8 protein-coding genes, 4 tRNA genes and 1 riboswitch are annotated in these 13,226 nt (G+C 59.4%); of the genes, 5 read left to right on the top strand and 7 right to left on the bottom strand.

What is annotated here, in order from left to right:
• Window positions 1-25 precede the first annotated feature (25 nt).
• The 7 genes from CJ255_RS04055 to CJ255_RS04025 form a co-directional block, all read right to left on the bottom strand.
• Complete coding sequence (locus CJ255_RS04055) at window positions 26-2,128, bottom strand: RecQ family ATP-dependent DNA helicase (RefSeq protein ID WP_097642812.1); 2,103 nt, start codon at window positions 2,126-2,128, stop codon at window positions 26-28.
• A gap of 80 nt (window positions 2,129-2,208) precedes the next feature.
• On the bottom strand, window positions 2,209-3,747 hold the full coding sequence (locus CJ255_RS04050) for an FAD-dependent oxidoreductase (protein WP_097642811.1): 1,539 nt from the start codon (window positions 3,745-3,747) through the stop codon (window positions 2,209-2,211).
• 307 nt (window positions 3,748-4,054) lie between these two features.
• A tRNA-Ile gene (locus CJ255_RS04045) sits at window positions 4,055-4,129 on the bottom strand.
• A 141-nt stretch (window positions 4,130-4,270) separates the two neighbouring features.
• Complete coding sequence (locus tag CJ255_RS04040; protein ID WP_165774561.1) at window positions 4,271-5,959, bottom strand: PAS domain-containing protein; 1,689 nt, start codon at window positions 5,957-5,959, stop codon at window positions 4,271-4,273.
• 222 nt (window positions 5,960-6,181) lie between these two features.
• Window positions 6,182-6,257: transfer RNA gene (locus tag CJ255_RS04035), tRNA-Phe, on the bottom strand.
• A 16-nt stretch (window positions 6,258-6,273) separates the two neighbouring features.
• Window positions 6,274-6,348 (bottom strand) — tRNA-Val (locus CJ255_RS04030).
• A 10-nt stretch (window positions 6,349-6,358) separates the two neighbouring features.
• Window positions 6,359-6,448 (bottom strand) — tRNA-Leu (locus tag CJ255_RS04025).
• A gap of 101 nt (window positions 6,449-6,549) precedes the next feature.
• Window positions 6,550-6,690, top strand: a riboswitch (cobalamin riboswitch).
• Between the two features lie 126 nt (window positions 6,691-6,816).
• Here CJ255_RS04025 and CJ255_RS04020 point away from each other — a divergent pair.
• From CJ255_RS04020 to CJ255_RS04000, 5 genes are all read left to right on the top strand, one after another.
• On the top strand, window positions 6,817-8,145 hold the full coding sequence (locus CJ255_RS04020) for an SCO2322-related protein (RefSeq protein ID WP_097642809.1): 1,329 nt from the start codon (window positions 6,817-6,819) through the stop codon (window positions 8,143-8,145).
• Between the two features lie 16 nt (window positions 8,146-8,161).
• Window positions 8,162-8,989 carry an ECF transporter S component gene (locus CJ255_RS04015; protein ID WP_097642808.1) on the top strand — a complete coding sequence of 276 codons (828 nt, stop codon included), beginning with the start codon at window positions 8,162-8,164 and terminating at the stop codon, window positions 8,987-8,989.
• Window positions 8,990-9,080: 91 nt separating this feature from the next.
• The gene (locus tag CJ255_RS04010) at window positions 9,081-10,103 is read left to right on the top strand and encodes a CbiQ family ECF transporter T component (protein WP_097642807.1); all 1,023 of its coding nucleotides are present in this window, start codon (window positions 9,081-9,083) and stop codon (window positions 10,101-10,103) included.
• Window positions 10,103-11,701 (top strand): ABC transporter ATP-binding protein, encoded by a 1,599-nt coding sequence (locus CJ255_RS04005; RefSeq protein ID WP_097642806.1) that lies wholly within the window; start codon window positions 10,103-10,105, stop codon window positions 11,699-11,701. The genes CJ255_RS04010 and CJ255_RS04005 overlap by 1 nt, the downstream gene beginning before the upstream one ends.
• 864 nt (window positions 11,702-12,565) lie before the next feature.
• Window positions 12,566-13,096, top strand: a complete 531-nt coding sequence (locus CJ255_RS04000) for a P-loop NTPase family protein (protein ID WP_097642805.1) — start codon at window positions 12,566-12,568, stop codon at window positions 13,094-13,096.
• Window positions 13,097-13,226: the final 130 nt, after the last annotated feature.

The raw sequence follows: 13,226 nt of genomic DNA, 5'->3' as shown, positions 1-13,226 counted from the left end.
AATAGAAAAGCTTATCTTGCCTACGCTAATCATCCTTGGCAAGCACCTGGGCCAGCGCGAAGGGATAAACTGGCCCACTACCAGCCTCGCGCAGCAACGCCGCAAGAATTGTGAATGTCCAGCGTGAATCGACGATGTCGTCAATCAGAAGCACTGGCTCGGCAAGATGTGACCAAGCATCAATAGTGAATGCACCAGCAAGATTGTGCGCCTGCTGGTAGCTGTTGCACATCAGTTTTTGCGATTCGGTTGAACGAATTCGCCGCACCACTGGAACGAACGGCAAGCCGAGGGCATGAGCCAACTGTTGGGCGAAATCAGATACCAGTGAGGGGTGGCGCTGTGATGGAACGCAAGTCACCCATGTGGGCATTGGATCAGGTTGCCAGCGCTGCGTGATCAGTTCATTGGCACCATGCACCAACTCATCGGCGAATCTGCCGTCATGCTGCTTGCCCTTGCGAACGAGCTCGCCCCAGCCTGCATCACCCCAGAGGCAGAGCGTCCGCCCCTCCTCTGCCTTGAGGCGGGCGGGAATGTTGCCCTTCCAGTTGTACACTGACACAAGAGCTGTGCCAGGCCATAGTTTGCGCGGCTCGATTGGCTGATCAAGGCGTCGCAGGAAGCCTGCTGCCTGCGCAGCTAGGGGTATCGAGTGGTGCGTAGGCAATAGTGGTTGCCCAACACAACTCACACAACGGCCACACGCGGCTATAGCAGGATCGTTCAACTCACGTCCAAGGAAATACATCAGGCACTCGCGGGTATGAAGATAATCACGCATGCGCTGTTGCTCTTCACGGCGCTGTTGCATGATCCGCTGGATCCGCTCTTGGTCAGGGACATAGTTAATCGGATTGAGGTACCAGCGCCCTCGTTGCTCACTCACTGGCGAGGGAGTCTCGATCGAGAGGAGTTTGAGAACGTGCGTGATATGCGATCGGCGTAGATTTAGGCGTTGCTCAAGCTCTGTGATGGTTAACCCATTGTCGGTTGCATCAAGTTGTGCCAGTACCTCGGCGATGTGGGCATCGGGAGGGAATGCCGTAGTAATGAAGTAGTCAATGATTTCGTCGTCATCGTCGCCGCTCAACATGATCCCATAAGCGTGTTCAAGCGCACGTCCGGCACGACCGACCTGCTGGTAATAGTGGACGACTGATCCGGGACGATGGAAGTGAATGACGAAGCCCAGGTCGGGCTTATCAAAACCCATGCCCAGAGATGACGTCGCCACCAAAGCCTTAATCTGGTTACAGAGCAACTGCTCTTCGAGTGCCACGCGTTGTTCGTGCTCGATCTCTGCATGGTATGCCATGGCAATAATACCCTGCATCTGCAGCCATTGGGCAATATGCTCGGTATCTTTCTTCGTGAGCGCATAGATGATGCCACTCCCCACAATCTTCGGCAGATGCTCGGCCAGCCAGGCTAGCCTAGCCGCTTGGCTAGGAAGATGGATGTTCTGGAGCGAGAGGCTTGCCCGCGTTAGTGGTCCTCGGATTAACTTAACTCCGGGGCCAATTTGCTCAACTACATCGCGCACGACACGATCATTTGCAGTTGCAGTCGTGGCAACAATGGGGATATTCCTTGGCAGAGCCTGGAGCACACGCACAATGCGGCGGTAATCGGGGCGGAAATCGTGACCCCAATCGGAGATACAGTGAGCCTCGTCAACAACAAAGAGGCCAATGCTGGCGGCAATTGGCAATAGGTAATGCTCACGGAAAAGCTCGTTCGCAAGTCGCTCAGGTGAGATCAGCAGCACGTCAATCTGGTTGGCATGCAACCGTCCGACCACCTGCTCCCAAGCCTCTCTGTTTGTAGAGTTCACTGTTTCAGCCCGCACTCCCAGACGTCCTGCGGCAAGGATCTGGTTACGCATCAGTGCCAACAATGGCGAGATGAGTAACGTCGGGCCAGCGCCACGCTCACGGAGTAGCCGGGTAGCCATGAAGTAGACGAGGCTTTTACCCCAGCCGGTTCGCTCAACAACAAGCAAGCGGGCTCGTTGGTCAACAAGAAGCTCGATAGCTTCCCATTGCCCCAACCGGAATTCGGCTTGTGGATCAGCCAAAGCTGTACGCAGGAGCGCTAGAGCGTGGGTGAAGGTGTCATGCGCCATCAATGTGGTTCCAGTGTCTCTGGACTAACTCGCGTCATCGCAAACGGTAACGTGGCTACGAACCATCCCGAATAACACCTCTATGATGCCTTGCGCCGTGCGGCCCAGCGGCGCACGCCCCGCAGTCCATGTTCGAGCATGCGGGCGGGGGCTTCGGGTGGGGTGGCGGGTAGAATGGGCCAGGCGGGGATGCGGTGGGCGGCGAGGACGCTGTTGGCGGCGGCAAGGCCGGTGACGCAGGCGCGTTCGAGAAAGAGTGCGGGGTGGGGGTAGCGCAGCCAGTCGCCGCAGCAGCAGAGGCCCGGCCATGGGCTGGTGACCCCCAGGTGGCGCTCGTCGAAGCCTGCACCAAAACGGGTGTGGCTCGGATCGTTGCGCTGGATCGTCTGGTGGATGAGGCTGCCACGCAACTCCGGGTGGATGCGCTGGAGATCGGTGATCGCCTGGGCCAATAAGGTTGCATCGGGCTGCGCTAAGACTTCGGGCGGCCCGTAGATATGGGCTTCAACGACGCTGCCACCTGTAGCGCGATGCCACGCCGCTGCGCCGCGCTGGAAATGGTGCAGCCAGAAGAAGTTGTCTATGCTCAGGTTGCCACTACAGATGCCCGATTCGGCTCCGGCGCTGGGGACGCGGCTAAACCAGAGCCGCACCACGCCCGTTTCGAGGCCCTGGGGAAAGGTGAGTTGCTGTGCTGCGCTGGCCGTCGTTGGGCTGCCGGTAAGCAACGCCTTGGCAGCGGGCGCATCAAGTGCCAGCACCACATGGGGCGTGCGCGTAGACTGTTGGTTGCCCGCTTCATCCTGCCAATACACCTCCCACTGTTCTGCAGAACGCTCCAAGCGAGTGACGCACGCATTGGTGCGGAGCGTACCACCAGCATCACGGATCGCATTGGTCAAGGGGCTCAGCAGGGCGCTTTCGATCTCATCGGGCAGGTAGGAGAAGGCCCATGCATCGCGGCGCAGCAGCGTATAGAAGCGCAAGAAGGCCAAAAAGCCACTCAAAGGCACCTCTTCAGGACGGGCAGCAAGGCCGCTGCGCATGAGCGCCGAGATAAAGGCGCTCATGCGCGGGGGCCAAGCGGCAAAGAGTTCGGCAACCGTGCGCTCGCCCAGTGGCGTCGGCTCACAGAGGGGATCGTAGGCCAGCGCCAGGTAGAGGCTGCCGGTGACACGCGGCAGCCCCAAAAAATCGAAGGGTGTCATCATGGCCAAGAAGCGCGGACGGAACAGCAGGGCGATGTAGTGCAACGGGGCCGGAAAGAGACTGCGGCGTACCGCACTGCCTGCCTCCGCCCGCAGCACACGACCAGCCTCGCCATGCACCCAATCCTCGTGGCGTGCAGGTACCAAGGTCTCGCGGAGGCCCAAACGGCGCAAGAGCATGCGCAGATTATGGTATTGGCCCCAGAGCGCATGGATGCCATGTTCTGCCGGAAAATGCCACGGCCCCCCAGGGCCATCAAGCGTCACAGTTTCTGCGCCCGCGATCCGCCCCCCTAAGCGGGGTTTCGCCTCAAGCAGCAGCGGTTGCAAATCGCGCTCGGCCAATGAGAGTGCTGCCGTCAAGCCTGCTAAACCACCGCCAATGATCAATGGGGGGGCGTCGGTGTGCATTGTGGTTTCCTTGGGAGAGGGAGAGAACAAAAGAACAGAGGAACAGGGGAACAGAGGGAGAGAACAAAAGAACAGAGGAGCAAGAGAACAGAGGGAGAGAACAAAAGAACAGAAGGAGAGAAGGAGAGAACAAAAGAACAGAGGAACAAGAGAACAGAAGGAGAGAACAAAAGAACAGAGGAGCAAGAGAACTGGGGTATAGAAGAAGACTTATCGGCTCTTCTGTTCTCCTGTTCTCCTGTTCTCCTGTTCTCCTGTTCTTCTGTTCTCCTGTTCTTCTGCTCCTTTGTTCCTCTGTTCCTGCTCATGGTGGGCCGCCCGGGATTCGAACCCAGAACCTGTCGGTTATGAGCCGATTGCTCTGCCGTTGAGCTAGCGGCCCACAGGAGTTATGTGAGCGAATTATACCAGAATTTAGGGGTTGTGTATTTGCTTGTACCCTGCCCCAAACCCACGTTGTTGGTGCTGGTTGGCGGCGAAGCCGCCAGCCAGCACCAACAACATATACGGGGGATGCCGTTATCTAGGCTGCACTACGGGCCAATCTGAGGGCGTGCGCGATGCCCGCTTGGAGGGAACCGCGGCTCAACACACCTTCGAGGTCTACGCCGAGTTGCACGAGGGTTTGGGCCACTTCGGGGCGGATGCCGGTAAGCAGGACTTGGGCACCGAGCAGTTGAACCGCCCGGGCGGATTGGATGAAGGCATTGGCCACTTGGGTGTCTACCACTTGGACGCCGGTAATGTCTACGATGGCGATTTCGGCATTGTGTTGGGCAACCCCTTGGAGCAGCGTCTCCATCACCTGGGAGGCGCGGCGGCTATCAATGGTGCCGATAATGGGCATCAGGACGACTTTGTTAGAGAGGGGCAGCAGCGGCGTAGAGAGTTCGCGCAGGGCGTGTTGTTGCGCTTCGATAATCTGGTTTTGCAGGTCGGCCCGCTCTTGAGCGGCGCGCTTTTCGTCGGTGAGATCGGTGCAGATAGTGAGCAGATGAGTGGCTTCATCATGCTCGTTGACAATGGGAATCTTGTTGGTGCGTACAATCCGCTGGCCCAGAGTTGCACTCTGAACAAACTCTTCAGCAATTTCATGAGCCCGCTTAGCCTGGAGCACCTCTACGTCTTTCGCACGGAACCTATCAGCCTGTTCGCGGGGGAAAATATCGTAGTCATTTTTGCCAATAACATCATCGGCACTGCGCCCAAAGAGCCGTTCGCAGCCATGATTCCAGAGAACAAAGCGCCCATCTTCGGCAGCTTTGAGCAGCACGGCTACGGGCAGATGTTGGAAGATCGTCCGCAGCAACTGCTGGCTCTCACGCAGGGCTTCGGTCGTCCGCAGCAGTTCATCTTCGTCCTTAACGCGCTCACTAATATCGGTTGAAACCGCGCCAATAGCGTAGATCTGGTTCTCATCATTAAAGACCGGGGTACGACTCGAGAGGAAGGTGTGAACACCATCGGATTGAGGGATGGTATCCTGTTGCACCACCGGCTGACCTGTGCGTACAACCTTATCTTCTGCTCTGCGCCATTTAGCAATATGTTCTGGGGGCAAGAGTTCGTGATCCAGCTTGCCAACCAGTTCCGTAGCCTTCATGCCTAACAGATCAGCGGCACGCTGATTGACGAGCATGAAGCGACCCTCCAGATCCTTGATCGAAATGGCTGCGGGGGCGTAATCGAGAACATGGCAGAGCAAGTTCTGGCTATGCTGAAGTGCAGCGGTGCGCTCGGCTACACGCTGCTCCAACTCGGCATTAAGCTGCTTGAGGGCCAATTCGGTCTGTTTGCGGAGCGTAATATTATCAAAGAAGACGCCCACCTCATTGTTGGGCAGCGGCACCGCGCGCACATAAAAGGCTGCATTAATGACCCGCTCATCCCCATAGACACTTTCGGTCTCGAGGTTCTCACCTGTTGTCACCACCCGTGCATAGGCTTGCGGGATGCCCTGATCACGCAGGCCAGGAAAGTTCTGATCCAGGGTTTTGCCGATCTGCTCACCTGTAGGGATACCAGTGAGTTGTTCGACCGCTGGGTTGGCATCAATCATCATGAGCGTCCGGTCGTCGGCGGAATCTTCAAGCTCATAGATATAGACACCAATGTGCAGTTGGTGAACAATACTACGATAACGTTCCAACTCACGACGCAGAGCCAGGTTCTCGGCAGTGAGCGTGGCAATGCTTGGAGCAGATTCTTCCATGGCTTGTCTCCTGACTGTTGAGCTTGCCTTTGTTATTATACCATTTGCAGGGGGTTGGGGGCGGCTTTTCTTCACCCAAGAGAACTCTTTTTGTCCCGTATAGGGCGGAACAAAAAACGAAATTTGGGACGTAGCCCAACACAGCGGGGGCGCGGCAGCCCTAAACATCAAAGACGCATAGCAAACAGCCCCCGGTAGCGAGTGCTACCGGAGGCTGTGGGTTGGTGCCAAGGACCAGACTTGAACTGGTGACCCTCGCATTTTCAGTGCGATGCTCTACCAACTGAGCTACCTTGGCGCGGATGCACACACATTGGTGGGCGATGACGGGTTCGAACCGCCGACACCCTCGGTGTAAGCGAGGTGCTCTACCGCTGAGCTAATCGCCCGAACGAACCGTGGTGCCCAGGAAGGGACTTGAACCCTTACGACCGTGGTTAGGTCACTAGGCCCTCAACCTAGCGCGTCTGCCAATTCCGCCACCTGGGCTTAACTGGCGTGTATTATACCTATGGCATACATCTTTGTCAAATTGGTAACATTGATACCGCTGCTTATTTGACGCCTGTGTCTAGTCTGTGGTATCGTTGCAAGCCTAATCAGCCAACGGTTCTTTAGGCTCAATCCGTTGGGCCAAAGCCGAAGTCGGTGCGAATCCGACACTGTCGCGCAACTGTGATGCGCCTTGCTAGGTGCTAAGTCAGGTCGAGCGCCGTTGGCTTTTCTGACCACTCCTTCGCGTTGTATGAGGAGGGCAGAAGCGTCTGTGACCGGCACATGGCACTAGCTACCGGAAACATCAACGCAACCGCCCAACACAATGTTGGGCGGTTTTCTGTTTTAGAGTTGTCAATCCCATGCTCCCTCTTGCTCAATTGCGCGTCATGATGCTGCTTGCCCTGCTGTTGGGCCTCGTCTGGGTGAGTGCGCTGCTTGCCGCCCAGCCTGTGGTGCAGGCACTTGAAACCACTCCTGCCCAGGCGGGTCTGGTGGTGCGCTTTGGCGATGGTACGAGCCGTAGCCTCTGTGTTGAGCTTGGCCCCACGGGTGAGATGAGTGGCGAGGAGTTGCTGCGGGCTTCTGGCTTGGCCACGACGATCCGCTTTGATCCTAGTCAGGGCAGTCTGATCTGCAAAATTGAACACGAAGGCTGCCCGGCCAACGATTGCCTCTGTCAGTGCCGCTCCTTGGGGGCCGATTGCCGCTATTGGGCCTACTATCGGCTTGAAGCGAGCGGCTGGCTCTATGCCAATGTGGGGGCTACGCGATCGGTTGTGCGCCACGGTATGGTGGAGGGGTGGTCGTGGGGCGCTGGTTCTGTTGGTGAGGGGACCGAGCCGCCGGTGTTGACCTTCGCTGAGGTGTGTGCGCCGCCGCCAACCGCAACGCCCCAAGCTACGGCGACGGCTCAACCAACCACAACGCCCCAAGCTACGGCAACTGCTCAACCGACCGCAACGCCGCAGGATGCTGCGCCCGCGCCGCCAAGTGCGACCCCTGCGGCAACAACTGATCAGCCAGCGCCATCAGGCCAACAGCCCAATGTGATTCCGCTGCCGAGCAGTACCCCGCCCGTGGCTCCGACGCGCCCGCCTTTGCCGACGCTCACGCCCACCGCGCCCATCGTGCCAACTGCGACGCCGCTACCCGCTCCTGCCGCACCTACCCTCGTTGTGCCTACGGCAACAGCACCAGCGCTTGAAATACCAACGGTTACTGCCACACCCCCCGCAGCCGCGCCGATCCCATTGCCGCCAGTGGACACAACAGTTACCGCTACCCCCCCCGCAGCCGCGCCGATCCCGTTGCCGCCAGTGGACACAACGGTTACCGCTACCCCCGCAATCGCCGGTGGGCTCATGGACTCGGCAGCGCCCCATCTGCTCTGGTTGCCACTCGTGGCCCAGGCTGATCCCGCAACGCCCCAGGTTGCTCTGATTGCCCCTAGCCCCACCCCAGAGCCCACAGCCACCCCACTGCCCACAGCCACCCCACTGCCCACAGCCACCCCAGAGCCCACAGCCACCCCAGAGCCCACAGCCACCCTAACGCCTACGCCCATCCCGTTGCCAGAGCCAACCGCTCCGGCGGGTCGCCGTGAACTGGGCTGGTTTTTGACCTTTACCACCACTCTCGCCCTGGCACTTGTTTGGGTGCGTATGCGTAAGACAACTCATATTATATAGCCTAGAATCCCCCCCCATGTACGACCGGCTCCTCAGTGCTGCCACTATTATGCTCACGACCATCATTGGAGTGGTGGCTTTCCTCTATCCCTTCTGGTTGCCTAGTGTGGTGGCGAGCAGCAGTGGGATTGCTCATGCCAATGATGCGCCGCTGCTGCTGACCCTGATTGTGGGTTTGAGCTTTATTGCGCTGCTGCTTGAGGCCCAACGGGCGGCAGAGCATGCGCTGCTGATCGCACTTTTGGGTGTGTTGGTGGCAATGAATGCAATCCTGCGGCTGATCAATATTGCGCTGCCGTTGCCTGGTGGTTTTTCGCCCATTTTTGTGCTGATTATTCTGACTGGCTACCTCTTTGGCGGGAACTTTGGCTTCCTGATGGGCGCAATGACGCTGATTGTCTCGGCGTTGATTACGGGGGGGGTGGGGGCTTGGTTGCCCTACCAGATGCTTACGGCGGGTTGGGTGGGCCTGAGTGCCGCCCTCTGCCGGGGGCCGGTGCGTCTACTGGGGGGGGCCGGGAGCCGTGGTGAACTGCTGGTGCTGCTGCTCTTTGGGGCCTTTTGGGGCTTTGGCTATGGTGCGATTATGAACCTCTGGTTCTGGCCCTTTGCCAGTGGCCCCCTCGATCAGCACTATCAAGCCGGAATCGGTCTAGCTGATACGCTGCGCCGCTATGCCGCCTTCTACCTCGCTACCTCGCTTGCCTGGGATCTCGCGGCAGCAATTGGTAATGCGCTGCTGCTGGCCGCCTTTGGTGCGCCGATTCTGCGTGTGCTGCGCCGCTTCGAGCGCCGCTTCGCCTTTGTGATTCGTTCCCGTGCGATTTCAGATTGTAGATTGTAGATTGTAGATTGTAGATTGTAGATTGCCGCACATGGCTTCTTAATGAGTTGGAGCGTTGTTGGGGATGTGGAATGTTCAAGAGTAATTTGGTATGAATCCATCATCTACCCTGCTGCTCCATCCGCTGACGTGGGTCACATGGTTGGTGGTGGCAATTACGGCGATTACGCTGACGCGCAATCCCTTCTACCTCTTGACGCTGCTGCTGCTGCTGGCGCTTGTGGCTGAGGTGGAGCGGCCCTTGGGCCAGATGCGTCCGCTCGATCCGATTCTTTTTGCTGCCTTTACGATGGCGATTGGTGGGGTCTTTAATCTGCTTACCGTACACTACGGCGATACGGTTATCTTCCACCTGCCCGCCAATTGGCCGCTGTTGGGCGGGCCGCTCACAATGGAGGCGCTGGTCTTTGGCATGACCAATGGCTTGGTGATTGGGGCGCTGATTGCGGCTTTTGGGGCCTTTGGGGCCGCAATGCCGGTGGGGGCGCTGTTGCGCTTGGTGCCTCGCGCGTTCTACCCGCTGGCGGTTGTGGTGGCGATTGCGGTGACCTATGTGCCCCTAACGCTGCGCCATGCTCGGCAGATCCGTGAGGCGCAACAACTGCGTGGGTTGCAATTTCGCACATGGCGCGACAGTCTGCCGCTGCTGTTGCCGCTGCTGATTGGTGGTCTTGAACGGGCGCTCCAGTTGGCCGAGGCGCTCGCGGCGCGTGGTTTTGCTGCCGACCAGGTGCCCAAGCGCTTGCGCCTGCTGCTTGTGGCTGGCTTGGCCTGCCTCTTTGCTGGCCTGCTGCTGCGGATTGTCTGGGGCTATGCGCTGCTGGGCGCGGGCATCATGGTGGCGGGGGGCCTGCTGGCCTTCATGAGCCTGCGGGCTGCTGGGCGCCGTTCGCGCCGGAGCCACTACCGCCACTATACCTGGGGGCGCAATGATGCGCTGGTGCTGGCAGGGGCGACGCTCACCTTTGCGGCCCTGCTGTTGCCCTGGTCGGGGAGCGGCAGCCTCTTCTATACGCCCTATCCGACGCTGCATGTGCCTGCTTTTGAGCCGCTGATGGCCCTGCTGCTGTTGGGGTTATTGGCGCCACTGCTTACCCGTTCAGGAGTACGTTGATGATCACGATTGAACAGTTAACCTACCGCTACCCCGACCACGCCGCGCCCTGTTTGGACGACGTGAGTCTTGCAATTACACCAGGGAGTTTTACGCTGATGATGGGGCCGTCGGGCAGTGGCAAGTCTACGCTGCTGCGCTGCCTCAATGGGCTGGTGCCCCACTTTAGTGGCGGTGAGATTGCCGGGAGTGTGCGTGTTCTCGGTGAAGATGCGCTGAGCGCAGGGCCACGGGTGATGAGCCGCCATGTTGGTATGGTCTTCCAGAGTCCCGAGGCGCAGTTTGTGCTTGATCGGGTGGAGGATGAGATTGCGTTTGCCCTAGAGCATGTTGGACTGCCCCGCAGCGAGATGCGCCTACGGGTTGAGGAGGTGCTCGATCTGCTCGATCTGGCCCCGCTGCGTGATCGTGAACTGCGGACGCTCTCAGGGGGCGAACGGCAGCGCGTGGCGATTGCGGCGGCACTGGCGCTGCGGCCAACCATTTTGGCCCTCGACGAACCAACCAGCCAACTCGATCCCCAATCGGCTGAGGATGTGCTCCAGGCGCTCGTGCGGCTCAACAGTGATCTGGGGCTGACGGTGGTGCTGGTGGAGCATCGGGTTGAACGGGTGCTGCCCTTTGTGGATCAGGTGGTGGTGCTCGATGCAGCGGGCCATGTGCGCAGTGGCCCGCCGCGCACCATTCTGCCCGATGTTTCGCTCTGCCCGCCGGTGGTGGAGGTGGCCCGTGCCTATGGTTGGAGCCCGTTGCCCCTCAGTGTCAAGGAGGCGCGCCGGTTTGCGCTGGGCATCACGCCAACCCCCAAGCCAGCCGTCAGCGCCGCGCCGCCGCAACGGGGCGAACCCTACCTACGCATCACCGATCTGGAAGCGGGCTATGAGACAAAGATGATCCTCAACAATCTCAGTCTCAATCTCTGGCCGGGCGAAATCGTGGTACTCATGGGGCGCAATGGAGTCGGCAAAAGCACCCTGCTGCGCTGCATCGTCGGGCTCCTGCACCCACGGCGCGGCAACATCTGGATCAACGGGCAGAACAATAAAGGGCGCAGTGTTGCAGCCATCAGCCGCGAACTAGCCTGCCTGCCCCAAGAGCCCGACAGCCTGCTCTTTGCCGATAGTGTCGCCGAAGAGTTGCGCGTAACCCTGCGCAACCATGGCCAACCTGAGCGCGAGCAGGTACATGAACTACTGAGCCAACTTGGGCTTGATCAGGTTGCCACACGCTACCCCCGCGACCTCAGTGTTGGCCAGCGTCAGCGCGTAGCTCTTGGGGCTATCACGGTGACCCAACCGGGCGGCTTGCTGCTCGACGAGCCGACCCGTGGCCTCGATTATGCGGCCAAAGCGGGCTTGGCCAGCCTGCTGCGCCAATGGCGCAACCAAGGCGCAGCGATCCTGCTCGTCACCCACGATGTCGAATTCAGCGCCACAGTTGCCGACCGCGTCCTCGTGCTAGGGCGCGGCGGGCTCGTAGCCGACGGCTCACCCCAGAGCGTTCTCGCCAACTCGCCCCTCTTTGCCCCTCAGGTAGCGCGGATCTTCCCGGGTAGCGGCTGGCTCACAGTGGAGGATGCAGTAGCGTGGAAAGGGTAGGGAATGTTGTTGATTGCCCCATTACGTTGCCACCCTGAGCGAAGGTTCGTAGGAACATTCCTGTTTGCGCCGTAGGTAGTGCCGACGTTCGTCGGCTCCCAGCGCTGCCAAAGACCTCAGCCGACTAATGTCGGCACTACGATGCCTACGAACCATGTACTATTCAGCATGACAGGCTGCTGGGATACGTAACAATATCCGCTTCCCTAAGTCTTTGGGCCGCCCAGGATGGCCCTCACCCCCTGCCCCCTTCGGCAAGCTCAGGGCAAGCCTCTCCCACGTTGTGGGAGAGGCTTGCCCTGAGCTTGCCGAAGGGGGCAGGGGGTGCTTTCAGGTATAGACTTTTTTGCTCCGCCGCGTTCTCACGCGATCCATTGAGACAAGGCAGCACCGCTTGGTGTGTAAAGGGTTTTTGACGCGCTCCAATGGATCAAGAGCAGCGTACCTGACCTGGCAGGTGGGGCGCGTGCCGCCACCATGAGGGCGTCAACGATCCCACCGCGCCGCACCTGCTAGGTCTCATGGGCCGTTGACATCTTAGACCTGCCAGGTGTGCGCCGTTGGGTCTGTGGGGCTACGCATGGCGACGGCACGGCGCACACCTAGCAGGTCGTTTGTCCGCGTTCCATGAGAAAACTCTTAACACCGCATCCAAAGCTTCTCAAAAACTCTATACCTGAAAGGGCAGGGGGTGAGGGCCATTACGTGGCTTCCCCATCACCTGTTCGTGGCTCCTAGATTCAATGTTCTGTCTACCCTTACCCCCACCCCCACAGGCACCCCTATGACCCCCACCGACCCATACCACGAGGCGGAAGAACGGATCGCGGCGGCACGCCGGGATGGGAGTAGAAGGCTCGATCTGTGGATGGGCGTGAGACGACGCATGGGCTGGAGATTAAGCCGCTTGCGCTTGCGCTGCCAGAGTTGCCGCAACCGCTTACGCTCAATGCGTGGGACTTTGGCGGTCAGGCGATCTATCGCCCAACCCACCAACTCTTCTTTAGTGCGCCTGCGCTCTATCTGGTGGTGTGGGAACCGCGCGCCGGGCCGGAGCAGGGCTTTGTGTACTATTGGACGCAGTTGATTAAGCATCGCGCCTTTGATGAGCAGCGCCCCAGTGAGCGCCCCCGTCTGCTGATTGTGGCGACCCACGGCGGGCCAAAGGAGCGTCAGGCGCATATTGATGAGCAGGCGCTGCGTAGTCAGTTTGGTGCGTTGCTTGAGGGTTTCTACCACGTTGATAGCTGTACCGGCGCTGGCTTGGCGGCGCTCAAGGCGGCGATTGGGCGCACGGCGGCGGCGCTGCCGCTGGTGGGCCGTAAGGTGCCCGGTAGTTGGCTGCGGGTGATTGAGGGGAAGCAGAAGTTATTCCGAAGAATCAGCAACCCCTGAGGCGACGATCGCTTCAGGGGTGAGGTGCGGGGCCGAAAGATTGTTGCCCAGTCAGGCTACGGCAAACTCCGTCAAGGGGCGTTTCTGGGGCGGTTCAGGATCTGAGGGTCTGCAAAATTGCGAACTCCTA

Source organism: Candidatus Viridilinea mediisalina (genome assembly GCF_002532535.1).
GTDB classification, from domain to species: Bacteria; Chloroflexota; Chloroflexia; order Chloroflexales; family Chloroflexaceae; genus Viridilinea; species Viridilinea mediisalina.
The sequence above is the reverse complement of the archived record's forward strand: the minus strand, read 5'-3'. Positions and strand labels throughout refer to the sequence as shown.

Bases quoted from the DNA above. Each gene is read 5' to 3' on its own strand.
- CJ255_RS04050 (WP_097642811.1), bottom strand. From the start codon at position 3,747: ATGCACACCGACGCCCCCCCATTGATCATTGGCGGTGGTTTAGCAGGC.
- CJ255_RS04020 (WP_097642809.1), top strand. From the start codon at position 6,817: ATGCTCCCTCTTGCTCAATTGCGCGTCATGATGCTGCTTGCCCTGCTG.
- CJ255_RS04005 (WP_097642806.1), top strand. From the start codon at position 10,103: ATGATCACGATTGAACAGTTAACCTACCGCTACCCCGACCACGCCGCG.
- CJ255_RS04040 (WP_165774561.1), bottom strand. From the start codon at position 5,959: ATGGAAGAATCTGCTCCAAGCATTGCCACGCTCACTGCCGAGAACCTG.
- CJ255_RS04015 (WP_097642808.1), top strand. From the start codon at position 8,162: ATGTACGACCGGCTCCTCAGTGCTGCCACTATTATGCTCACGACCATC.
- CJ255_RS04010 (WP_097642807.1), top strand. From the start codon at position 9,081: ATGAATCCATCATCTACCCTGCTGCTCCATCCGCTGACGTGGGTCACA.
- CJ255_RS04055 (WP_097642812.1), bottom strand. From the start codon at position 2,128: ATGGCGCATGACACCTTCACCCACGCTCTAGCGCTCCTGCGTACAGCT.